The sequence below is a fragment of the Streptomyces tritici genome, assembly GCF_048500665.1.
Taxonomy (GTDB): Bacteria; Actinomycetota; Actinomycetes; order Streptomycetales; family Streptomycetaceae; genus Streptomyces; species Streptomyces tritici.
Genome location: NZ_CP183183.1, coordinates 216610 through 237891, shown reverse-complemented (window position 1 = coordinate 237891; position 21282 = coordinate 216610). Strand labels below are relative to the sequence as shown.

Annotated in this window: 18 protein-coding genes; 12 read left to right on the top strand and 6 right to left on the bottom strand. The window is 73.2% G+C overall.

Annotated features, from left to right (window positions below):
* Positions 1-40: 40 nt before the first annotated feature.
* Complete coding sequence (gene paaK, locus ACNJ93_RS01175; protein WP_418955400.1) at positions 41-1330, bottom strand: phenylacetate--CoA ligase PaaK; 1290 nt, start codon at positions 1328-1330, stop codon at positions 41-43.
* Positions 1331-1629: 299 nt separating this feature from the next.
* On the opposite strand from paaK, the gene ACNJ93_RS01170 reads away from it, so the two are divergent.
* The 4 genes from ACNJ93_RS01170 (at position 1630) to ACNJ93_RS01155 (ending at position 6107) form a co-directional block, all read left to right on the top strand.
* The gene (locus ACNJ93_RS01170; protein WP_418955399.1) at positions 1630-3063 is read left to right on the top strand and encodes a family 2B encapsulin nanocompartment shell protein; all 1434 of its coding nucleotides are present in this window, start codon (positions 1630-1632) and stop codon (positions 3061-3063) included.
* Positions 3064-3097: 34 nt separating this feature from the next.
* Complete coding sequence (locus ACNJ93_RS01165; RefSeq protein ID WP_418955398.1) at positions 3098-4300, top strand: family 2 encapsulin nanocompartment cargo protein terpene cyclase; 1203 nt, start codon at positions 3098-3100, stop codon at positions 4298-4300.
* A 59-nt stretch (positions 4301-4359) separates the two neighbouring features.
* A complete protein-coding gene (locus tag ACNJ93_RS01160; protein ID WP_418955397.1) occupies positions 4360-5217 on the top strand; it encodes a geranyl diphosphate 2-C-methyltransferase in 858 nt (285 codons plus the stop codon).
* A gap of 98 nt (positions 5218-5315) precedes the next feature.
* A complete protein-coding gene (locus tag ACNJ93_RS01155; RefSeq protein WP_418955396.1) occupies positions 5316-6107 on the top strand; it encodes a GNAT family N-acetyltransferase in 792 nt (263 codons plus the stop codon).
* Positions 6108-6115: 8 nt separating this feature from the next.
* Here the strand turns inward: ACNJ93_RS01155 and ACNJ93_RS01150 are convergent, their stop codons facing one another.
* Positions 6116-6934, bottom strand: coding sequence for a pentapeptide repeat-containing protein (locus tag ACNJ93_RS01150; RefSeq protein ID WP_418955395.1), 819 nt, complete (start codon positions 6932-6934; stop codon positions 6116-6118).
* Between the two features lie 115 nt (positions 6935-7049).
* On the opposite strand from ACNJ93_RS01150, the gene ACNJ93_RS01145 reads away from it, so the two are divergent.
* The gene (locus ACNJ93_RS01145) at positions 7050-7883 is read left to right on the top strand and encodes an alpha/beta fold hydrolase (RefSeq protein ID WP_418955394.1); all 834 of its coding nucleotides are present in this window, start codon (positions 7050-7052) and stop codon (positions 7881-7883) included.
* Here ACNJ93_RS01145 and ACNJ93_RS01140 read toward each other — a convergent pair.
* A complete protein-coding gene (locus tag ACNJ93_RS01140; protein ID WP_418955393.1) occupies positions 7880-9514 on the bottom strand; it encodes an acyl-CoA synthetase in 1635 nt (544 codons plus the stop codon). The two genes, ACNJ93_RS01145 and ACNJ93_RS01140, sit on opposite strands and share 4 nt — an antisense overlap.
* A 181-nt stretch (positions 9515-9695) precedes the next feature.
* On the opposite strand from ACNJ93_RS01140, the gene ACNJ93_RS01135 reads away from it, so the two are divergent.
* From ACNJ93_RS01135 to ACNJ93_RS01105, 7 genes are all read left to right on the top strand, one after another.
* Positions 9696-10496, top strand: a complete 801-nt coding sequence (locus ACNJ93_RS01135; protein WP_418955392.1) for a crotonase/enoyl-CoA hydratase family protein — start codon at positions 9696-9698, stop codon at positions 10494-10496.
* A 251-nt stretch (positions 10497-10747) separates the two neighbouring features.
* Entirely contained in the window at positions 10748-11710 is a 963-nt protein-coding gene (locus tag ACNJ93_RS01130; protein WP_418955391.1) for a Zn-ribbon domain-containing OB-fold protein, read from the top strand.
* Entirely contained in the window at positions 11707-12777 is a 1071-nt protein-coding gene (locus ACNJ93_RS01125; RefSeq protein ID WP_418955390.1) for a thiolase domain-containing protein, read from the top strand. The genes ACNJ93_RS01130 and ACNJ93_RS01125 overlap by 4 nt, the downstream gene beginning before the upstream one ends.
* The gene (locus tag ACNJ93_RS01120; protein ID WP_418955389.1) at positions 12767-13951 is read left to right on the top strand and encodes a thiolase domain-containing protein; all 1185 of its coding nucleotides are present in this window, start codon (positions 12767-12769) and stop codon (positions 13949-13951) included. The genes ACNJ93_RS01125 and ACNJ93_RS01120 overlap by 11 nt, the downstream gene beginning before the upstream one ends.
* A gap of 74 nt (positions 13952-14025) precedes the next feature.
* Positions 14026-14268: a DUF397 domain-containing protein gene (locus tag ACNJ93_RS01115; RefSeq protein WP_418955388.1), complete on the top strand. Its 243-nt coding sequence runs from the start codon at positions 14026-14028 to the stop codon at positions 14266-14268.
* Positions 14269-14566: 298 nt separating this feature from the next.
* Positions 14567-15067, top strand: coding sequence for a hypothetical protein (locus tag ACNJ93_RS01110; RefSeq protein WP_418955387.1), 501 nt, complete (start codon positions 14567-14569; stop codon positions 15065-15067).
* A 19-nt stretch (positions 15068-15086) separates the two neighbouring features.
* Positions 15087-15449, top strand: a complete 363-nt coding sequence (locus ACNJ93_RS01105) for an RNA-binding S4 domain-containing protein (protein WP_418955386.1) — start codon at positions 15087-15089, stop codon at positions 15447-15449.
* Between the two features lie 53 nt (positions 15450-15502).
* On the opposite strand, the gene ACNJ93_RS01100 is transcribed toward ACNJ93_RS01105, so the two are convergent.
* The 3 genes from ACNJ93_RS01100 to ACNJ93_RS01090 all read right to left on the bottom strand — a co-directional run bounded on the left by ACNJ93_RS01100 (position 15503) and on the right by ACNJ93_RS01090 (position 21232).
* Positions 15503-17698, bottom strand: a complete 2196-nt coding sequence (locus tag ACNJ93_RS01100) for a terpene synthase family protein (RefSeq protein WP_418955385.1) — start codon at positions 17696-17698, stop codon at positions 15503-15505.
* A gap of 150 nt (positions 17699-17848) precedes the next feature.
* Complete coding sequence (locus ACNJ93_RS01095) at positions 17849-19771, bottom strand: N-acetylmuramoyl-L-alanine amidase (RefSeq protein WP_418955384.1); 1923 nt, start codon at positions 19769-19771, stop codon at positions 17849-17851.
* Between the two features lie 339 nt (positions 19772-20110).
* Positions 20111-21232, bottom strand: a complete 1122-nt coding sequence (locus tag ACNJ93_RS01090) for an aminoglycoside phosphotransferase family protein (RefSeq protein ID WP_418955383.1) — start codon at positions 21230-21232, stop codon at positions 20111-20113.
* Positions 21233-21282: the final 50 nt, after the last annotated feature.

The following is a 21282-nucleotide window of genomic DNA, read 5'->3' as shown; positions in this document are numbered from 1 at the left end:
GGCCGGCGCCCGCCTCCTCGTCGCGTGCGCGGCCCGCTCCTCAGCGCGCGTCCCGCAGGTCCACGATCCGCCTGATCTTGCCGACCGAGCGCTCCAGCGTCTCCGGTTCGACGACCTCCACCGCCACCGACACCCCGATCCCGTCCTTCACCGCCGCGGCGATCGCCCGCTCCGCCTCCGCGCGCTGCTCGGGCGTCGCGCCGGTACGCGCCTCCGCCCGTACGGTCAGCGCGTCGAGCCGGCCCTCACGGGTCAGCCGCAGCTGGAAATGCGGGGCGACGCCCGGCGTGCGCAGCACGATCTCCTCGATCTGCGTGGGGAACAGGTTCACCCCGCGCAGGATCACCATGTCGTCGCTGCGCCCGGTGACCTTCTCCATCCGCCGGAACACCCGCGCCGTGCCCGGCAGCAGCCGGGTCAGGTCGCGGGTGCGGTACCGGATCACCGGCATGGCCTCCTTGGTCAGCGAGGTGAACACCAGCTCGCCCTCCTCGCCGTCCGGCAGCACCTCCCCCGTGAACGGGTCGACGACCTCGGGGTAGAAGTGGTCCTCCCAGATGTGCAGACCGTCCTTGGTCTCCACGCACTCCTGCGCCACCCCGGGGCCCATCACCTCCGAGAGCCCGTAGATGTCGACCGCGTCGATCGCGAACCGTTCCTCGATCTCCCGGCGCATCTCCTCCGTCCACGGCTCGGCCCCGAAGATGCCCACCTTCAGCGAGGTGCCCCGCGGATCGACGCCCTGCCGCTCGAACTCGTCGAGCAGCGTGAGCATGTACGAGGGCGTCACCATGATGATCTCGGGCCGGAAGTCCTGGATCAGCTGTACCTGACGGGCCGTCATCCCGCCGGACGCCGGGATCACCGTGCAGCCGAGCCGTTCCGCCCCGTAGTGCGCCCCGAGCCCGCCCGTGAACAGCCCATACCCGTAGGCCACATGGACCTTGTGGCCGGGCCGCCCGCCGGCCGCGCGGATCGACCGGGCCACCACGTCCGCCCAGGTGTCGAGGTCCCGTTCGGTGTAGCCGACGACCGTCGGACGGCCGGTGGTGCCGCTGGAGGCGTGGATCCGGCGCACCTGCGACTGGTCCACGGCGAACATCCCGAAGGGGTACTGGTCGCGCAGATCGGTCTTGGCCGTGAACGGGAACCGCGCGAGATCCGCGAGGGAACGGCAGTCCTCGGGGCGCAGCCCCGCCTTGTCGAACGACTGCCGGTAGAAGGCGACGTTCTCGTACGCGTGCCGGAGGGTCGCCCGCAGCCGCTCCAGCTGGAGCGCCGCCAGCCCCTCCCGGTCGAGCCGCTCGCCCGCGTCCAGCAGTTCCGTCATGCGCCGCACTCCCGTCCACTCGGATCGGCCGACCGATCATTCGGTCGCCACGGGACCAGTAATCCAAGACTCCGCCCGTCCTGGCAAGGGCCCGACGCCGATTTCCCGCCTCCCGCTCCCCGTCACGTCGGGTGACCCCGCCGTTGGGCCGGCCGGCGGAGCGCGTGCGGCGCGCGGGGAGCGCCTGCCCCGGGCGACGCGCAACGGCAGGGCCCGCGGTGCTGCATATGACCTCGGCAACCATGCGTTAGGACTGGATGCGGAGAGTGACGAATCGATCCCCAGAAGGAGCTCCGCTCATGTCGGTCGACACCGAGCCCGCAGCGGCACCGGCGCCCGCCCCAGCCGCCCAGATCAGCAAGGTCCAGCTCAGCCTCAGCACCGCCGCCGCCCGCAACCTCGCCACCACCACCAAGTCCGAACCCCAGATGCAGGGCATCAGCTCCCGCTGGCTGCTGCGCAAGCTGCCCTGGGTGCACACCCCCGGCGGCACCTACCGGGTCAACCGCCGGCTCTCCTACGTCGTCGGCGACGGCCGCGTCACCTTCGTCAAGAGCGGCTCCAAGGTGCAGGTCATCCCCGCCGAGCTGGCCGAACTCCCGCTCCTGAAGGGCTTCGACGACCCGACCGCGCTCGGCGCCCTCGCCGACCGCTTCGTGCAGAAGGAGTACGAGCCCGGCCAGGTCATCGTCGAGTCCGGCCGCAAGGCCGACCACGTCTACCTGATCGCCCACGGCAAGATCGAGAAGATCGGCAACGGCAAGTACGGCGACGAGGCCGTCCTCGGCCGGCTCGGCGACGGCGACACCTTCGGCGGCCAGGTCCTCGCCGGCACCGACGCCAAGTGGGACTTCACCGCCCGCGCCCTCACCGCCGTCACCCTGCTCTCGCTGCCGCACTCCGCCTACGAGGCCGTCGCCGAGCAGTACGAGAAGCTGCGCGACCACGTTCGCAGCCAGGGCGCCAACGGCCACCGCCGCCCCGTCAACAAGGCCGGCGAGGCCGCGATCGAGCTGAGCGCCGGCCACTACGGCGAGGCGACCCTGCCCACCGCGTTCGCCGACTACGAGCCCAGGCCGCGCGAGTACGAGCTCAGCGTCGCCCAGACCGTGCTCAAGGTGCACACCCGCGTCGCCGACCTCTACAACCAGCCCATGAACCAGACGCAGCAGCAGCTGCGCCTGACCATTCAGGAACTGCGCGAGACCCAGGAGTACGAGCTCGTCAACAACCCCGAGTTCGGACTGCTCAACAACACCGACTACGACCAGCGCATCCAGACCCAGTCCGGCCCGCCCACCCCGGACGACTTCGACGACCTGATCAGCATGCGCCGCGGCACCCAGTACATCTTCGCCCACCCGCGCGCCATCGCCGCCTTCGGCAAGGAGTGCAACAAGCGCGGTCTCGTCCTCGGCCACACCGAGCTCGACGGCCACCACATCCCCGCCTGGCGCGGCATCCCGATCCTGCCCTGCAGCAAGATCCCGATCTCCGACCAGCACAGCTCCTCGATCATCGCGATGCGCACCGGCGAGAACAACGAGGGCGTCATCGGCCTGCACCAGACCGGCCTGCCCGACGAGGTCGAGCCGGGCCTGAACTGCCGTTTCATGGGCATCGACGACAAGGCGATCATCTCCTACCTGGTCTCCACCTACTACTCCGCCGCCGTCCTCGTCCCCGACGCGATCGGCATCCTGGAGAACGTCGAGGTGCGTCCGCGTGCCTGACCGCCCGTCACCCCGAGGGAACGGGGGCTGAGCCGTGTCCCTGCTCTCCCGGATGGCCGCCCTCGCGGCCACCCCCGAAGCGGCGGCGCTGCTCGGCGCCCCCCTCGCAGATCCGGGACGCCCCGCCCCGCTGCCGAGCCCGCCGTCCCGGCCCAGCGGCCTCGGCACCTCCGCCGCGGGCCTCGCCGACCGGCTGCGCGGCCCCACCCGCCTCCCCGGCCCGGTCCCCGCGGCCCGCGCGGCGGCGGACGGCGCCGCTCCGGGCCCCGGCACCCCGCCACCGCCCGGAGTCCCCGAGCTGTACTGCCCGCCCGCCGTCCGCGACGACGTCGCCCTCGGCGAGACCGTCAACGAACGGCTGGTCGCCTGGGCCGAGGAGATCGGGATCTACCCCGGCCACCTCGACAAGGTCCGCTCCGCCAACTTCGGCCGGCTGATGATGCTCGCCCACCCCGAGACCGACGACCCCGACCGGCTGCTCGCGGCGGCCAAGTGCGGGCTGTCCGAATGGGCCGTGGACGACCACATCGTCGACGGCGAGGTCGAGGAGCCCGCGCACGAGGTGCTCGGGCAGCGGCTCGCGATCTGCCACTCCGTCATCGACCAGGCGCAGCTTCCCCTGGCGTACGCGCCGCAGCTGGAGAAGGCCGTCCAGAAGGACCCGGTGGCCAAGGCCCTGCGCTCCGCCCTCGCCGGCCTCACCCCGTACGCCTCGACCACCCAGGTCCGGCGGCTGCGCCACGAACTGGCCATCATGTTCGTGGCGTACGGGCAGGAGGGCGTCTGGCACACCACCGGCCAGCGCCCGCCGGTCTGGGAGTACCTGATGCACCGGCACGAGAACAGCTTCATCCCGTGCATGGTCCTGGTCGACGCCATGGCCGGCTACGAGGTGCCGATGGCCGAGTTCTCCGACGTACGGGTCCGCCGGGCGTTCAACCTGGCCGGCACCGCCACCGTGCTGATGAACGACCTCTACTCCATGGGCAAGGAAGACCCCACGGACTACAGCCTGCCCATGCTGATCGCGGCCGAGGAGCGGTGCTCCATGGAAGAGGCCGTCGACCGGAGCGTCCTCATCCACGACGAGCTGATGCACACCTTCGAGGCGGAGGCCTCCGCCCTCTCCCGCACCGGCTCCCCGGAACTGGCCCGCTTCCTCGCCGGAACGTGGGCCTGGGTCGGCGGCAACCGCGAATGGCACGCCGGCAGCGCCCGGTACCGCACCGCGGCCTGACCGCCGGCCGTCTGCAGCCCGACCCCCACTGTCCCCACACCACGTAAGGAAACCCCTTCATGACCACGTCCGCGCCCGCCAGCGTGCTCCGCACGCCCTACCAGGAGTCCGTGGCCGCCTACTGGAACACCAACCAGAACGACCCGGTCAACCTGCGGCTCGGCGAGATCGACGGCCTGTTCCACCACCACTACGGCATCGGCGACTACGACCCGGCGGTCCTCCAGGGCCCCGAGGAGACCCGCGACGCCCGCATCATCGAGGAACTGCACCGCCTGGAGACCGCCCAGGCCGACCTGCTCCTCGACCACCTCGGCGACCGGCGCCGCACCGACCGGCTCGTCGACGCCGGCTCCGGCCGCGGCGGCACCAGCTTCATGGCCGAGCGCCGCTTCGGCTGCCAGGTCGACGGCGTCTCCATCTCGGAGTACCAGGTCGGCTTCGCCAACCAGCAGGCCGTCGAGCGCGGCGTCGCCGAGCGCGTGAAGTTCCACTTCCGCAACATGCTCGACACCGGCTTCGCCACCGGCTCGCGCCAGGCGATCTGGACCAACGAGACCACGATGTACGTGGACCTCTTCGAGCTCTTCGACGAGTTCTCCCGGCTGCTCCAGCACGGCGGCCGGTACGTCTGCATCACGGGCTGCTCCAACGACGTCAACGGACTGCGGTCCAAGGCCGTCAGCCGGATCGACGAGCACTACACCTGCAACATCCACCCGCGCAGCGAGTACTTCCGGGCACTCGCCGAGAACAACCTCGTGCCGATCGAGGTCGTCGACCTGACGGCCGCCACCATCCCGTACTGGGAGCTGCGCGCCAAGTGCTCGGTGGCCACCGGCATCGAGGACCCGTTCCTGACCGCGTACAAGGAGGGCAGCTTCCACTACCTGATGATCGTGGCCGACCGGGTCTGACCGGCCGCCGCCCAGGTGATCCCCGGGTCGGGGCCCGGGGATCACCCCTGTCCGAAATCCGGTTGCCGCCGCCGCGCGTTGCTGTTGGGGTGGCGGCCATGGAACACGACACCACGCTCGCCCGCTACGACCGCCAGCTGCGCCGGGACGCCCGGCCCGACGGCCCCGGCGTCCGCGTCGAGCACACCGGACCCGTCGTCCGCCAGACCGGACCCGCCCACGCCTGGAACGGGGTGCTCTGGTCGGGACTCGACGACCTCGGCCCGGACGAGGTCGACGCCGTCGTCGCCGAGCAGATCCGGCACTACACCGGCCTCGGCCTGACCTTCGAGTGGAAGACGTACGCGCACGACGCCCCCGCCGACCTCCCGCGGCGGCTGCGCGCGGCCGGATTCGCCCCGGACGGCGAGGAGACCCTGATGGCCGCCGAGACGGCCCGGCTCGACCTGGACGTCGTCCTGCCCGAGGGCGTGGAACTGCTGCCCGTCACCGACGAGGCCGGGGTCCGGATGGTCGTCGAGGTCCACGACCGGGCCTTCGGCGGGGACAGCGGCCACATCGGCCGGCAGCTCCTGGACCGGCTGGCCGCCGCGCCCGACACCGTCGCCGCGGTCGTCGCGGTCGCCGACGGCGAACCGGTCAGCGCCGCCCGCCTCGACCTGCTGCCCGGCACCGACTTCGCCGGCCTGTACGGCGGCGGCACCGTCGAGAGCTGGCGCGGCCGCGGCCTCTACCGGGCCCTGGTGGCCCACCGCGCCCGCATCGCCGCCGCCCACGGCCACCGCTACGTGCACGTCGACGCGGCTCCCACCAGCCGCCCGATCCTGCAGCGCCTCGGCTTCACGACGCTGACCACCACCACGCCGTACGTGTACGGGCAGCCGGTCTAGGCCCCGACTCAGCGCGTCCAGTGCGCCGGGCGGTCCAGGCCGGCGGGGATCCTCGTGGCCGCGTCGCCGCGGGCCGCGTTCAGCTGCGGCTGGGTCAGGAACAGCGCGCCGGTCAGATCCGCCTCGGACAGGTCGGCGTCGCGCAGATCCGCGCCGATCATGTCCGCCAGGGTCAGGTCCGCGCCCGACAGGTCCGCGGCGATCAGCAGCGCCCCGCGGAAGTCGGCGCCGCGCAGCTTCGCCCCGCGGAGCCGCGCGCCGAGCAGATCGGCGCCGCGGCGGCTCTTCGGCTTGCCGCCCGCCCGCGCCCGCACCAGCGCGCTGGTCTTCAGGAGCAGCGGGTTCACCTCGGCCCGCACGGCCGCCACGTCCAGCTTCTCCAGGGCGTCGGCCGTGCCCGCCGCCAGCTCCTCCACCCGGGCCAGCGCCGTGCGCAGCTCGCGGTGGAGCGAGCGGGCGGCGTCCCGCTCCAGGGCCTCGGCGAGATAGCGCAGCAGCTCGTGCAGCTGGCGCACCACCGGGAACACCTCGTACATCTGCCGGGCCGTCTCCGGCGCCTCGCGCCACGACACCCCGCCGAAGGTCACCTGCGAGACCCGCTGGCCCGCGCCGAAGCAGTCGTACACCGTGCAGCCGGAGAAGCCGCTGGGCCGCAGCCGCTCGTGGATCCCGCAGCGGAAGTCGTCCCCGAGGTTGCGGCAGGGCTCGCCCGACGGCTTGTTCGCCGCGAAGTCCGCGGACTTCGCGAAGGGCAGGGCGACGCAGCACAGGCCGAAGCAGGCGGAGCAGTCGCCGCGCAGCGCGGTGGAGTCGGGGGAGAGGGACACGGTCGGGCGGTTCCTTCGGTGGGCGGAGCGGCCCCCCACCGTATCGCGGCCGCGGTGCGCTCCGCCGACTGTGAATTGCCTTGCGACGGCCCGCGGCGGTGGCAAGGATCACGCCATGCCGCAGTTCACCTCGTACGACGGAACCCGACTCGCCTACCGGACCCAGGGCCAGGGGGATCCCCTGGTCTGTCTGCCGGGCGGCCCCATGCGGGACGCCGAGTACCTCGGCGACCTCGGCGGCCTGGCCACCCACCGCACCCTGATCGTGCTCGACCCGCGCGGTACAGGCGACAGCGCCGTGCCCGCCGACCCCGCCACGTACCGCTGCGACCGGCAGCTCGCCGACGTCGAGGCGCTCCGCGCCCACCTCGGCCTGGAGCGCATGGACCTGCTGGCCCACTCCGCGGGCGGGAACCTGGCGACCCTGTACGCCGCCGCCCACCCCGAGCGGCTCTCCTCCCTGGTGCTGGTCACGCCCGGCCTGCGGGCCGTCGGGATCACCGTCTCGGACGAGGAGTGGGACGAGGCGACGGCGGTGTTCGAGGACCAGCCCTGGTACGCCGAGACCCGGGCCGCCCTCGACGCGCTCGGCCCCGGGTCCTCCCTGGCGGACGTCTACGCGGCCGCGGCCCCGCTGGCGTACGGCCGGTGGGACGACGCCGCGCGGGCCCACGACGCCGCGGGGCGCTTCAACTGGGAGGCCGCCGCGGCCTTCTACGAGGACGGCGCGTTCGAGCCGCGGGCCACCCGCGCGGCGCTCGCCGCCGTCACCGCGCCCGTCCTCGTCCTCGCGGGCGCGTACGACGGCGGGCCGACGCCCGCCCGCGCCGCCGAGGCGACGGCCCTCTTCCCACGTGGCGAGCTCGTCGTCCAGCCCGGCGGCGGCCACTTCCCCTGGGTCGACGACCCCGCCGCCTTCCGCCGCGCGGTGGCCGCCTTCCTCGGCTAGGACGGCCGGCTCGGGCCGTTCGCCTCCGCCGCCACCGACCGGGCCCAGCGGTAGTCCGCCTTGCCGCTCGGCGAGCGCTGGATTTGGTCGGCCAGCACCAGCTGCCGGGGAACCTTGTACCCGGCGAGCCGGGTCCGGCAGTGCTGCTGCAGCGCGTCCAGGTCCAGCGCCGGCGCGCCCGCGCGCAGCTGTACCACGGCCGCCACGTGCTGGCCCCACTTCGGGTCCGGCACACCGGCGACCAGCGCGTCGTACACGTCCGGATGGGACTTGAGCGCCTGCTCGACCTCCTCCGGATACACCTTCTCGCCGCCGGTGTTGATGCACTGCGAGCCGCGGCCGAGCACGGTCACGATGCCCTGCTCGTCGACGGTCGCCATGTCGCCGAGCAGCACCCACCGCTCCCCGTCCTTCTGGAAGAAGGTCTCGGCGGTCTTCCCCGGGTCGTTGTAGTAGCCGAGCGGCACATGGCCGCGCTGCGCCAGCCGGCCCGGCTCGCCGACGGCGACCGCCTCGTACGTCACCGGGTCCACGACCTTCGTCCGCTCGTTGACCTCCAGACGGAAGCCGGTCGCCGGACCGGAGTCGTCGGTCGCCCTGCCGTTGGAACCGGACTCCGAGGAACCGAAGTTGTTGAGGATCAGCGCGTTGGGGACCAGGGCGTGCAGCTCGGCGCGGACCGTCTCCGACATGATCGCCCCGGAGGAGGAGATGCTGAACAGCGACGACAGGTCCGTGCCGGCGAGCGGGCCGCGCAGCGCGTCGATCAGCGGCCGCAGCATGGCGTCGCCGACCAGGGAGATGCTGGAGACCTTCTCCTTCTCGATGGTGCGCAGCACCTCCTCCGGCACGTACTTGCGGTGGATCACCACCCGCTGCCCGTAGTCGAAGGCGATGAACGCGGTGAGCGTGGAGGTGCCGTGCATCAGCGGGGGAGCGGGGAAGAAGGTGAGCCCCGCGCCGCGGGCGGCGACCCGCTCGGCCAGTTCCTCCGGCCGCTTCACCGGCTCGCCGCTCGGCTCGCCGCCGAAGAGACCCGCGAAGAACAAGTCCTCCTGACGCCACATCACACCCTTCGGCATGCCGGTGGTGCCGCCGGTGTAGATGATGAACAGGTCGTCCCCGGACCGGGCCGGGAAGCCGCGTTCCGGCGAACCGGACGCCTCCGCCTCGGTGAACGGCACGCAGTCCGGGCCGGGCGCGGAGGCGTCCGGGGTCCCCACCCGGACGAGGTGCCGCAGCTTCTCCGTGTGCGGCAGCGCGGCGGCGACCCGGGGCCCGAACTCCGCGTCGAAGACCAGCGCGGCGAGGTCGGCGTCCCGGTAGAGGTAGACCAGCTCTTCCTCCACGTAGCGGTAGTTCACGTTGACCGGGACGAGCCGGGCCTTGAGGCAGGCCAGCACCGTCTGGAGGTACTCGACGCCGTTGTACAGGTGCAGGCCCAGGTGCTCGCCGGGGCGGAGGCCGGAGTCGATCAGGTGATGGGCCAGGCGGTTGGCGGCCGCGTCCAGCTCCGCGTAGGTGAGCCGCCGCTCCCGGCCGGTGCCGGGGTGGTCCACGTACACGAGCGCCTCGCGGTCCGGGACCACGTCGACGACCGACTCGAACAGGTCGGCAAGGTTGTACTCCACCGTTTCGTCCTCCTGACGCGCCGCTGGCCGCTGGTCCCGTACGGACGTGGCGGTCATTAGAGCGCCGAAGGGCGGAGGGTGGAAGGGGGTGCGCAGAAGAATCTGACTAGGCGTCAGCAAACTATTGAACTGAACTCCGCACTCCTGCAACCTGTTCCAGAACTGGAGACGGGAGACGCCCATGACCGGGACCGAGCACCTATCCGTACGGCGCGAAGGCGCCACGCTGATCCTCACGCTCAACAGGCCCGAGGCCAAGAACGCGCTCTCGTTGCCGCTGCTCGTCGGCCTCTACGACGGCTGGCTGGAGGCCGACGCCGACGACAGTGTCCGCTCGGTCGTGCTCACCGGCGCGGGCGGCGACTTCTGCGCCGGGATGGACCTCAAGGCGCTGGCCGGCAAGGGCATGGACGGTGAGCGGTACCGCGAGCGGCTGAAGGCCGATCCCGACCTGCACTGGAAGGCGATGCTCCGGCACCACCGGCCGCGCAAGCCGGTGATCGCGGCGGTGGAGGGGTACTGCGTGGCCGGCGGGACGGAGATCCTCCAGGGCACGGACATCCGGGTCGCGGGCGCGTCCGCGACCTTCGGTCTCTTCGAGGTGCGGCGGGGGCTGTTCCCGATCGGCGGCTCGACGGTCCGGCTGCCGCGGCAGATCCCGCGGACGCACGCGCTGGAGATGCTGCTGACGGGCCGCCCGTACACGGCCGAGGAGGCCGCCCGGATCGGCCTGATCGGCCAGGTCGTCCCCGACGGCACGGCCCTGGACCGCGCCCTGGAACTGGCCGAACTGGTCAACGCCTGCGGCCCCTTGGCGGTCGAGGCGGTGAAGGCGTCCGTCTACGAGACGGCGGAACTCCCGGAGTCGGAAGGTCTGGCGGCCGAACTGAAGCGCGGCTGGCCCGTCTTCGACACGGCGGACGCGAAGGAGGGCGCGCGCGCCTTCGCCGAGAAGCGCCCGCCGGTGTACCGAAGGGAGTAAGCCCCCACCCCGCCCCTTCCCGACACCGGGGCCGGACCCCCGGACCGCGGCCCCGGCCGCGGGGCCGATCCAGCCCGTCCGGCATGTGAGGACACGCCCGGAGCGTGTCCGGGGGCGGCTTCTGGGGGCTTGCCCCCGTTCGGGAAGGGCGGGGTGGCGAAACGGCCCGTCGCAGGACCCCCACCCACGCCCCACACTCCGCACCACCGCCCCGCACCGGTCCCCACCCGCCCCCGACCAGGGAGCCGCCCATGACCAGCACCCCCGCCCCCGAGACGCTCCGCGCCCCCCTCGTCGTCGAGTTCCCGTTCACCCGGTCCCTCGGGCCCGTGCAGTCCGCGTTCCTCACCGGCCTGCGCGAGCGGACCGTGCTCGGGGTGCGGACCGACGGCGGGCAGGTGCTCGTGCCGCCCGTCGAGTACGACCCCGTCACCGCCGCCGAACTGCGCGAGCTCGTCGAGGTCGAGCCCACCGGCACCGTCACCACCTGGGCCTGGAACCCCGAGCCCCGCCCCGGCCAGCCCCTCGCCACCCCCTTCGCCTGGGTGCTCGTCCGGCTCGACGGCGCCGACACCGCCCTGCTCCACGCCCTCGACGCCCCCGGCCCGGACGCCGTCCGCACCGGCCTGCGCGTCCGGGTCCGCTGGGCCGCCGAACGCACCGGCGCCATCACCGACATCGCCTGCTTCGAGCCCCACTCCGAGGAGCCGCGGTCCCCGGAGCCGCGCCCCCACGACGGACGGTTCGCCGACCCCGTCACCGGCATCACCGCCCCCGCCCGCCTCGACTACACCTACAGCCCCGGCCGCGCCCAGACCGCCTACCTGCGGGCCCTCGCCGAGCACCGCACCGTCGGCGAGCGCTGCCCCTCCTGCGCCAAGGTGTACGTGCCGCCCCGCGGCGCCTGCCCGACCTGCGGCGTCGCCACCACCGAACCCGTCGAGGTCGGCCCGCGCGGCACCGTCACCACCTTCTGCATCGTCAACATCAAGGCCAGGAACCTCGACATCGAGGTCCCGTACGTCTACGCGCACATCGCCCTCGACGGCGCCGGCCTCGCCCTGCACGGCCGGATCGGCGGCATCCCGTACGACCAGGTCCGGATGGGCCTGCGCGTCGAACCCGTGTGGAGCGAAGGCGGCCGCTACCCCGACCACTACCGCCCCACCGGCGAACCGGACGCCGACTACGACACGTACAGGGAGCTGCTGTGAGCCGAGCCCCCGGCCGAGACGTCGCGATCGTCGCCTTCGCCCAGAGCGACTGCCTGCGCCGCAGCGACGACCTCTCCGAGGTCGAGCTGCTCATGCCCGTCCTGCACGAGGTGCTGCGGAGCACCGGTCTGAAGACCTCCGACATCGGCTTCACCTGCTCCGGCTCCTCCGACTACCTCGCCGGCCGCGCGTTCTCCTTCACCATGGCCCTCGACGGCGTCGGCGCCTGGCCGCCGATCTCCGAGTCCCACGTCGAGACGGACGGCGCCTGGGCGCTGTACGAGGCGTGGGTGAAGCTGCTCACCGGCGAGGCCGACACCGCGCTCGTCTACGCGTACGGCAAGTCCTCGCCCGGCCCGCTGCGCGACGTCCTCACCCGCCAGCTCGACCCGTACTACGTCGCTCCGCTCTGGCCCGACTCCGTCGCCCTCGCCGCCCTGCAGGCCCAGGCGCTCATCGACGCCGGCGACACCGACGAGCCCGCGCTCGCGGGCATCGCCGCCCGCAGCCGCGACGCGGCCGCCGGCAACCCGCACGCCCAACTGCCCGGCGCCCGCCCGCAGGGCGAGCGGGTCGCGGGGCCGCTGCGCCGGGGCGACTGCCCGCCCGTCGGCGACGGCGCCGCCGCGGTGATCCTCGCCGCCGGCGACCGGGCCCGCGAGCTGTGCGCCCGCCCCGCGTGGATCCGCGGCATGGACCACCGCATCGAGGCCCACTCCCTGGGCGTCCGGGACCTCACCGACTCGCCGTCCACCCGCCTCGCCGCCGAACGCGCCGGCTACTTCGACGGGCCGCCCGTCGACACCGCCGAGCTCCACGCCCCCTTCACCTCCCAGGAGGTCGTGCTCCGCAAGGCACTGCGGCTCGACGACCGCGTCCGCGTCAACCCCTCCGGCGGCGCCCTCGCCGCCAACCCCGTCATGGCCGCCGGCCTGATCCGGCTCGGCGAGGCCGCCGCCGGCATCCACCGCGGCGCGTCCGACCGGGCCCTGGCCCACGCGACCTCCGGCCCGTGCCTGCAGCAGAACCTGGTCGCCGTCCTCGAAGGAGAGCCGCATGTCCGGTAAGGCCGTGACATCGAAGGAGCCCGTCGCCGTCGTCGGGATCGGCCAGACCAAGCACGTGGCCGCCCGCCGCGACGTGTCGATCGCCGGACTCGTCCGCGAGGCCGCCCGACGCGCCCTGGACGACGCCGAGTTGACCTGGGCCGACGTCGACGCCGTCGTCATCGGCAAGGCCCCGGACTTCTTCGAGGGCGTGATGATGCCGGAGCTGTACCTCGCCGACGCGCTCGGCGCGGTCGGCAAGCCCATGCTCCGCGTGCACACCGCCGGCTCCGTCGGCGGCTCCACCGCCCTCGTCGCCGCCAACCTCGTGGCCGCGCGCGTCCACGGCACCGTCCTCACCCTCGCCTTCGAGAAGCAGTCCGAGTCCAACGCCATGTGGGGCCTGTCCCTGCCCGTCCCCTTCCAGCAGCCCCTGCTCGCCGGCGCCGGCGGCTTCTTCGCCCCGCACGTCCGCGCCTACATGCGCCGCACCGGCGCCCCCGACACGGTCGGCTCCCTCGTCGCGTACAAGGACCGCCGCAACGCGCTGAAGAACCCGTACGCGCACCTCCACGAGCATGACGTCACCCTGGAGAAGGTCCAGGCGTCCCCGATGCTCTGGGACCCCATCCGCTACTCCGAGACCTGTCCGTCCTCCGACGGCGCCTGCGCCATGGTGCTCACCGACCGGGCGGGCGCGGCCCGTTCGCCCCGGCCGCCGGCCTGGGTGCACGGCGGGGCGATGCGCAGCGAGCCGACGCTGTTCGCCGGCAAGGACTTCGTCTCCCCGCAGGCCGGGAAGGACTGCGCCGCCGACGTCTACCGGCAGGCCGGGATCACCGACCCGCGCCGGCAGATCGACGCGGTCGAGATGTACGTGCCGTTCTCCTGGTACGAGCCGATGTGGCTGGAGAACCTGGGCTTCGCCGAGGAGGGCGAGGGCTGGAAGCTCACCGAGTCCGGGGTCACCGAACTCGACGGCGACCTGCCGGTCAACCCGTCCGGCGGGGTGCTGTCCACCAACCCCATCGGGGCCTCCGGCATGATCCGCTTCGCGGAGGCCGCGCTGCAGGTCCGCGGGCAGGCCGGCGAGCACCAGGTGCCGGGCGCGCGCCGGGCCCTCGGACACGCGTACGGCGGCGGCGCGCAGTTCTTCTCCATGTGGCTGGTGGGGTCGGAACCCCCCGAGTCCTGAGGTCTGTCGGCGCCCGGTGCCGGTCGCTACCCTGAGGCCCGGATGACGTTGTGGGACGCGGGAGGAGCACGGACGTGGCCGAGAGCACCACTGCCCAGCAGGTCTTCACCGGCTGGGAGAAGCCCGAACTCGACCTGAGCAACGCCGACTGGCGCTCGGGCAGCCACGGCGCGGGCGACGTGCAGATCGCCTTCGTGGAGGGCTTCATCGCGATGCGCAACGGGGGCCGCCCCGAGGCCCCGTCGCTGATCTTCACCCCCGCGGAGTGGCGGGCGTTCGTGCTCGACGCCCGGGACGGCGAGTTCGACCTGACGTAGACCCGGGCCCGTACGGCGGACACCACACCCGGCCCGGCCGGTACGGGCGCTCCGTACCGGCCGGGCCCGGTCGTACGGTCCGTCCAGCGGCGGAGCCAGGGGCTGTCCGCCGTGTCCAGGAACCCGGGCCGGACCGGCCCTCGGACCGGTGTCGCGGGGACGCAGCGTCGTGCCGCCATGACGACCGGTGACCGGCTCGCCCGGGCCCGCGGCGTACGCGCGCCACCCCCTCCCGCGAGGGCGGGACACCCCCGCCCCGGCGCGTCGCGGAGGGGCCGGGGGCACGTACCATGGCCCTATGTCCTTCCTCCGCCGCCGCAGCGCCGCCACACCCGCGGGCCCGGACTTCGACGTCCTGGCCATGGACCCGGGGGACTGGCCCGGCAATCTCGGCGCCGGTCTGCTGCCCGCCCCCGACGGAACCTGTCAGGGCGTCTTCCTCCGGTACGACCTGTTCGGCGGGCGCGGCCCGGCGATGATCATCGGCAATCTGCCCGAGGGCTCCCCGGCGCGGGAGCTCGACGAGGGACAGATCCCCTTCGAGGTCGCCCAGCTCCTCGCCGCGCTGGAGAACGACGAGCCGGTCGAGGTCCTGGACACCGAGGACATCCCGGTGATGCAGGGCGACAACCTGCTGATCGTGCGGCGGCTGAAGCTCTCCGAGAGCCGGATCTCCTGCGTGCAGTTCGACCGCAGCGACAACGTCCTCGTCACCATCGCCAGTTGGGACCGTCCGATCACGGACGACCTGTACGCCCTGCTCAAGCCGCTGCCGGCCGAGTTGTTCCAGGCGGGCTGACGAGAGGGGCGGGGGGCCGATGAGCGCGCGCGTCGACAGCTGGATCTGGGCGGTCCGTCTGACCAAGACCCGCTCCCAGGCCGCCGCGGCCTGCCGGGCCGGGCACGTCAAGGTGAACGGGGAGCGGGCCAAGCCCGCCCAGCCGGTCAAGCCGGGTGACGAGGTGCGGCTGTTCCACGCGGGCCGGGAGCGGATCGTCGAGGTGCGGCAGCTGCTCACCAAGCGGGTCGGCCCGCCCGTCGCCGCCGAGGCGTACGTGGACAACAGCCCGCCCCCGCCCCCGCGCGAGCATGTCGCGGTCGCCGCCGTGCGCGACCGCGGCGCGGGCCGCCCGACGAAGCGTGAACGCCGCGAGATCGACCAGCTCCGCGGCCGCCGCTGAGCCCACCCGCGGCGAAGGCCGCCCCCGGGAGACTCCGGGGGCGGCCTTCCGCGTCACCCGCCGGACGCCACCACGGCGGCGAACCGCGCGGCCGAGGTGCCGATGCCCGTCGGGCCCTGCCGCAGCAGCGGCGTACCGCTGCCGGTGTGCAGGTCCTCGTCCTTGTAACGGCGCACGCTCCGGTGCCAGTTGAGGATGCCGGCCAGCCAGTCCTCCAGCTCCCGCAGATACGCCTCGAACGCCGCCCGGCCCTCCGCGTCGAGTCTGAAGTGCTCGTACAGCATGGGCACTTCGTGCTTCTTCAGATGCTCGTACTGGCGCAGCCGGCCGTGCATCAGGTCGTCGACCATCGACACCGCCGTCGGGTAGTCGCAGTCGAAGAACTTCTGCAGCACCAGCACCCCGTTGTGCACCTCGCCCTCGACCTCGACCTCCTTCTGGTAGGAGAAGAGGTCGTTGAGGAGCGTCGCGTAGTCGGAGACGGAGCTCTCCAGGCTGCGGACGGTGCCCGTGCTGTAGATCTCCGGCGGCAGCGCGTCCGCGTGCCGCAGCTTGCTCAGCAGCATCGTCAGCTCGGAGCCGAAGGTCGTGCGCCGCATCTCGATGTAGTCCACCGGGTCGGGCACCCGGTGCTGGGCCATGTTGTGCAGCTCCCACAGCCAGCTGTCGAGCATGACGTCCAGGGCGTTGCGCAGCTGCCCCCGCGCCTCGGGGCTCATCGGCGTCGCGGTCCGGGCCCACAGGTCGGCGAGCGAGCGTTCGAGCGGGGCGACGGCGAGCGCGAGCCCGGCCGCCGGCTCCTCCACGGGCATGCACGCCTTGAGGCGCTCGTTGCACTCCTTCGCACCGGCGAGATTGCGCGGCCGGCCGAAGACGACCGGGTAGTAGTCGTCGCCGTACGTGCCCCAGGTCAGCCACTCGGCGCTGAGCTCCAGCTCCTCCAGGGTGGCGTCCGGGTCGAGGCCGGACGAGCACAGGGCGAGGTCGAAGCCCTCGCACATCTCCCGGTCCCAGATGTCGTCGAGGAGCCCCATCCGCTCGGCCCAGTCGACCGACAGCCGCTTCGCCTCGGCGTGGTGCGGGCTCAGCGACAGCGGGTACGGCAGGTCGAAGTCGGGCAGCAGCGAGGGTCCGACCTTCTGGTGCGGCACATGCGTGTGGGCGCGCTGCCGGGCCGCCGCCGGACGGCCGAACAGATTGCGGATGTCCAGCGCGGAGGTGCCGAGCACGCCGTCGAGCCGCGAAGGCCCGGTGTCCAGGCCCTCGTTCATGTACCGGCTGGAGCGCATGTGCCACTCGTGGCCGCCGGACTGCCAGTCCTGCAGGCCCTTCGCGTAGGCCGCGACGGCCGCGCACTCCTCGGGGCCGAGCCCCTGCTCCACGCAGAGCGCGGGCACCTCGGTGAGCGCGGTGTTCTCGAACTGCTGCAGCCGCGAGGTGAGCAGGTCGTTGACCGCCTCGGCGGCCTCCTGCGTGGAGCAGCCGAGGAACTTCTCCAGGACGAGCACGCCGTTGCTGTTCTCGCCCTCGTCCTCGACCTCGCGCTGGTACGAGAACAGGTCGTTGCGCAGGTGCACGGCGTCCGAGAACGCGTCCCGCAGCACCCGCAGCGGCCGGGAGTGCGCCACCCGCGCCGGCACCTCGGCGCCCGCGGCGTACTCCACGAGCCCGGCCGACCAGGGCGCGCCACCGACCTTGCGGCGCATCTCGATGTACTCGACGGGGTTGGCGATCCGCCCCTCGTTGATGTTGTCGAGCTCCCAGAGGGACTCGTACAGCAGGGCCTCGGTGGCCTCGGCGAAGCGCTCCCGCCAGGACTCCGACATCGCCGGCACCGTCCGCCGCCACAGGTCCGCGAGCCCGGCCTCCACCGGGTTCGTCGGCTCCGGCATCCCGGCGGCCGGGTCCGTGGGCATGAACAGCGGCAGCCGGTCGAGGTACGCCTTGCTGCCGGGCCGGTCCTGGGTGCGCTTGAAGACCTCCAGGAAGTGGTCGTCGAAGAAGAAGACCCAGACGTACCAGTCCGTGACGAGGGACAGGGCCTCCGAGTCGCAGTCGGGGTGGGTGTAGGAGCACAGCAGCGCGTAGTCGTGCGCCTCGAGATCGCTCTCCTCCCAGACGCCGGACCCCTCCAGCATCCCCATGGCCCGCGCCCACTCCCGGGTGTGGGTGCGGGCCTCCTCCAGATGGGGATTGAGCCGTGCCGGATACGGGACGTAGAAGTCCGGCAGAACGAAGGGCTGTGCCATGGCCAGCGGGGCCTTTCGGTGTAGGAGGCGATCTTCCGGGCCAGCCTTACCCGTCGCTCGGGAGGCGCACGCGAACCCCGTATTAGTCATATGAACGGCAAAGGGTGTCGAGGGGCGCTCCCGCCCGCCGACACCCTGCCGCCCGATCCGTCAGCCGGCGAAGACCCGCACGTCAGCGGCCTTCACGAAGGCCACCCGGTGCCCGAACTGGATCTCGTAGTACTCCTCCTGACCCCGCACCACACGATGCCCCGTGGTGTCGAACGTCGGAGCGAAGTAGTACTCCCCGGGGGTCCGGTCGCCCACCACGTACCGCTGCCCCGCGAGCAGCTTGTACGGCAGCGGCGACACCGACTGCACCGGCACGCCCGCCGGGTACGCGGCCGCCTCCGGGTACGCCCTGCCGTACACCGGGACCTCCGCCAGGCCCGCGCGCGGCGTGAGCAGCAGCCCGCGCGCGTTCACCGCCGTCGGCCGCTCCACCGGGTTGCGGAACCACGCCTTCTGCCCGAGGTACCAGATCGCCGTCCAGTCGCCCCGGCGCTCCGCCACCGCGTACTGCTGTCCCGTCGACGCCCGCGCCCCCGTGTCGTTCACCCCCGTCGTGGAGTCCTGGCCGCCCGGCCGCAGTCCCACGTCCTTCACCAGCGGCGCCGCGTCGCTCGGCGCGGTGTGCAGCCGCACCGCACCGCTGCCGTGCGGCGCGCATGCCTCCCCGGCCTTCGCGCAGCCGGTGTACACCGGCTGGTGCGCCGCGTACTGCGGCCGGATCGTCACCACACCGGCGTCCGGGCCCGCGCTCGGGGTGAACGGCCGGCCCAGCAGCCTGAAGTAGTGCGCCCAGTCCCAGTACGGGCCCGGATCCGTGTGCATGCCCCGGATCGTCGCGGCCGTCGTGCCCGGCACGTTGTCGTGCCCGAGGACGTGCTGCCGGTCGAGCGGGATGTCGTACCGCGCCGCCAGGTACCGCACCAGGCGCGCCGACGTCCGGTACATCGCCTCCGTGTACCAGGAGTCCGGCGCCGTCAGGAAGCCCTCGTGCTCCAGGCCCACCGACTTGGCGTTGACGTACCAGTTGCCCGCGTGCCAGCCCACGTCCTTCAGCGGCAGGTGCTGCGCGATGTGCCCGTCCGAGGAGCGCAGCGAGTACTGCCACGACACGTACGCCGGGTCCTGCACCAGCCGCAGCGTGACGTCCCAGGTCGCCTCCGTGTCGTGCACCACGATGTACTCGATCTTCTGGGAGACCGGCCGGTCCGCCTTGTCGTGGTTGCCGTAGTCCCCGTCCCCGAACTCCTCGTACGGCGCCGGGATCCACTCGCAGGCCACCGTCGGCGGGCACTCCGAGGGCCCCCGGTCGGCCGTGCGCAGCCCCAGCGCCGCCGCCTGCGCCGGGTCCGGGGTCACCTCGGGCGCCGGGGCGAGCTCGACCGTCTGACCGCTGTCCGTGGTCCGCCGCTCGCCGGTCCGCAGCACGTCGAACACGTCGTTCGCGTACGTCGTCGCCGTCGCCGTGTCGTCCGCGCCCGAGAACCGCGCCACCGCGCCGAACCAGTCCGCCGGATCGGCGCTCGGCGGTCGCCCCGACTCCCGCTGCGCCGCCGCCAGCAGCGCCGCACCGCCCTGGATGTTCGCCGCGGCGCTGGTCCGCAGCTCGTCGGGCGACAGCCCCGACAGCGCGGCCGCCCGCTCCAGGGTCCGCAGCCGCGCCGGCAGCTCGGCCGGCTCCGGCAGCCCCGCCGGCTCCGCCGCCACCCGCACCGGACGGGACTCGTCGCCCCGGGCGTCCTCGTCGGCGTCCGCATGGTGCTGCGCACCGGCCAGCGCGGAACGCAGGTCCGTCAGGTGCATCGGACCGTAGCCGCCCGACACGCTCGGCGCACCGCCGTGCCCGTCCCAGCGCGACTGCAGGTACGACACGGCCAGGAGCACCCGCTCCGGCACCCCGTACCGCTCGGCCGCCGCGGCGAACGCGCGCTGCAACGCCCGCGGATCGGGCGGCTCCTCCGCGGTCGCGGCCGGACCGGACGACAGGAGCGGGAACAGCAGAGCGGCGGAGGCCAGGGCCCCCACCGCTCGACGGGCACGTCTGCGGGACGCGGTACTGGGCAATGCAGCCTCCGGGGACGAGGGGGACGGTGGGGCGTGCGGTGCCTGACCCGTACAGGGGTAGCGGCTCCCCGACCATCCGTCAATCACCCCTCCCGACCGGCGATTTGCCACGTCAGAGCGGTCGCCGCGGACTTTCGCGTCGGCGGCGCGCGGGCCTGCGGCGCGTCAGTGGAGTGGACCAATGCCGCGCCTGGCGAGGCAATTCCGGCCGCACACACGACAGTGCGCCGCGCCCCCGGTGTGTCGGCACCGGGCGCGCAGCGCACTTCCCCCTCGTCGGCGGCGGGCCCGCCCGTCGCGCTAGCGCGTGCCCACCGCGGCGCGCACGGCCCGCCGGGCCAGCGCGCAGTCGTCGTGCAGCCGCCGCAGCAGCAGCCGCTGCTCCTCGCCCGGCGACAGCGCCCCGGACGGCACCGGAGCCGAACCCGCCGGCGGGGCCTCGCGGATGGTCCGCTGCACCGCCGTCTCGTACGTCCGGATCTCCCGGGTCAGCACGATCATCAGGTTCACCAGGAACGCGTCCCGCGAGTCCGGGCCCGCCTGCTGCGCCAGCTGACTGATCTGCCGCCGCGCCAGCGGAGCGTCGCCCAGGATCGTCCACAGCGTCGCCAGGTCGTAGCCGGGCAGGTACCAGCCGGCGTGCTCCCAGTCGACGAGCACCGGACCCGTCGGCGACAGCAGGATGTTCGACAGCAGGGCGTCACCGTGGCAGAACTGCCCCATGCCCTGCCGCCCGCCCGCGTGCGCCAGGCCGTGCAGCAGCTTCTGCAGGTCGTCCCGGTCCCGGTCGGTGAACAGTCCCAGCTCGTGGTAGCGGGAGATCCGGGAGGCGTAGTCCAGCGGGGCGTCGAACGTCCCGGCCGGGGGCCGCCAGGCGTTCAGCCGGGCGACCGCCCCCAGCGCGGCCCGCACGTCGGCGCGCGGCGGGGCCTCCACCGGATGCCGGCTCAGGGCCGCGGCCCGGCCCGGCATCCGCTCGATCACCAGGACGCAGTTCTCCGGGTCGGCCGCGATCAGCCGCGGCGCGCGCACCGGGGGCCGGTGCCGGACGAACGTGCGGTAGGACGCTATTTCGTGGCGGAACCGCTCGGTCCAGGCCGGCGAGTGGTCCAGTAAACACTTGGCGACGGCGGTGGTGCGTCCGGTCGTCCCCACGATCAGCACGGAGCGTCCGCTGCGGCGCAGCACCTGGACCGGGTTGAACTCGGGGCAGATCCGGTGGACGGAGGCGATCGCCATCCGCACCTGGGCGCCCTGCGGGCCCGAGAGGTCGATCCTCCCGCTGAGCTGCTGGGGCGCCGTCGTCCCCGGCCGCCGCCGGGCCGGGCCCGCCTGCACGGGAGCGAGATACGGTCCGCTGCCGGCCGGGACGGAACGGTAGGGCCGGGGCGGGGCGGACACGGAGGACGATGCTGTGTACATGGGCGAGACAGATCCCTTCGTGTGCCGACAGTCGCGTGCGTCGCCCCGCC

What these genes read in the sequence shown, in the direction of transcription:
- paaK (WP_418955400.1), bottom strand. Translation starts at nt 1,330, where the DNA reads ATGACGGAACTGCTGGACGCGGGCGAGCGGCTCGACCGGGAGGGGCTG.
- ACNJ93_RS01170 (WP_418955399.1), top strand. Translation starts at nt 1,630, where the DNA reads ATGTCGGTCGACACCGAGCCCGCAGCGGCACCGGCGCCCGCCCCAGCC.
- ACNJ93_RS01160 (WP_418955397.1), top strand. Translation starts at nt 4,360, where the DNA reads ATGACCACGTCCGCGCCCGCCAGCGTGCTCCGCACGCCCTACCAGGAG.
- ACNJ93_RS01155 (WP_418955396.1), top strand. Translation starts at nt 5,316, where the DNA reads ATGGAACACGACACCACGCTCGCCCGCTACGACCGCCAGCTGCGCCGG.
- ACNJ93_RS01145 (WP_418955394.1), top strand. Translation starts at nt 7,050, where the DNA reads ATGCCGCAGTTCACCTCGTACGACGGAACCCGACTCGCCTACCGGACC.
- ACNJ93_RS01135 (WP_418955392.1), top strand. Translation starts at nt 9,696, where the DNA reads ATGACCGGGACCGAGCACCTATCCGTACGGCGCGAAGGCGCCACGCTG.
- ACNJ93_RS01130 (WP_418955391.1), top strand. Translation starts at nt 10,748, where the DNA reads ATGACCAGCACCCCCGCCCCCGAGACGCTCCGCGCCCCCCTCGTCGTC.
- ACNJ93_RS01120 (WP_418955389.1), top strand. Translation starts at nt 12,767, where the DNA reads ATGTCCGGTAAGGCCGTGACATCGAAGGAGCCCGTCGCCGTCGTCGGG.
- ACNJ93_RS01110 (WP_418955387.1), top strand. Translation starts at nt 14,567, where the DNA reads ATGTCCTTCCTCCGCCGCCGCAGCGCCGCCACACCCGCGGGCCCGGAC.
- ACNJ93_RS01105 (WP_418955386.1), top strand. Translation starts at nt 15,087, where the DNA reads ATGAGCGCGCGCGTCGACAGCTGGATCTGGGCGGTCCGTCTGACCAAG.
- ACNJ93_RS01100 (WP_418955385.1), bottom strand. Translation starts at nt 17,698, where the DNA reads ATGGCACAGCCCTTCGTTCTGCCGGACTTCTACGTCCCGTATCCGGCA.
- ACNJ93_RS01090 (WP_418955383.1), bottom strand. Translation starts at nt 21,232, where the DNA reads ATGTACACAGCATCGTCCTCCGTGTCCGCCCCGCCCCGGCCCTACCGT.